The sequence below is a fragment of the Escherichia sp. R1 genome (assembly GCF_003000935.1).
GTDB lineage: Bacteria > Pseudomonadota > Gammaproteobacteria > Enterobacterales > Enterobacteriaceae > Escherichia > Escherichia coli.
On record NZ_PSRU01000089.1, the window covers coordinates 1 to 624 of the forward strand.

General features: G+C 41.8%; 1 protein-coding gene. It reads left to right on the forward strand.

Annotated elements, in window-relative coordinates; all coding sequences use genetic code 11:
- Positions 1-12: 12 nt before the first annotated feature.
- A partial coding sequence (locus tag C4F37_RS27235) for a class I SAM-dependent methyltransferase (RefSeq protein ID WP_033555860.1) occupies positions 13-624 on the forward strand: 612 nt, incomplete at its 3' end.

Consider the following 624-nt stretch of genomic DNA (forward strand, 5'->3'; position numbering starts at 1 on the left):
ACGGTGAAACTAATGAAAAAAAACACAGATGATGGGGCTAAAATTTACACACCACTTACCCTAAAGCTTTATGACTGGTGGGTTTTGGGAGTATCAAATCGGCTTGCATGGGGATGTCCTACAAAGGAACACCTTCTTCCACACTTTCTGGAACATTTAGGTAACAACCATCTGGATATTGGCGTTGGAACTGGGTTTTACCTTACTCACGTACCTGAGAGTAGTCTGATATCTTTAATGGATTTGAACGAAGCTAGCCTGAACGCGGCATCGACAAGGGCTGGGGAATCAAAAATTAAACATAAAATTAGCCATGATGTTTTTGATCCTTATCCCGCGGCGTTACATGGTCAATTTGATTCCATTTCCATGTTTTACCTTCTTCACTGCCTGCCTGGAAATATATCTACAAAAAGCTGTGTAATACGCAATGCGGCGCAGGCCTTAACTGACGATGGAACTCTATACGGAGCCACAATTCTTGGTGACGGCGTTGTGCACAATAGCTTCGGTCAAAAACTGATGCGCATTTACAATCAGAAAGGCATCTTTTCAAACACAAAAGATTCCGAAGAAGGCTTAACACATATACTCTCAGAGCATTTCGAGAATGTTAAAACCAAG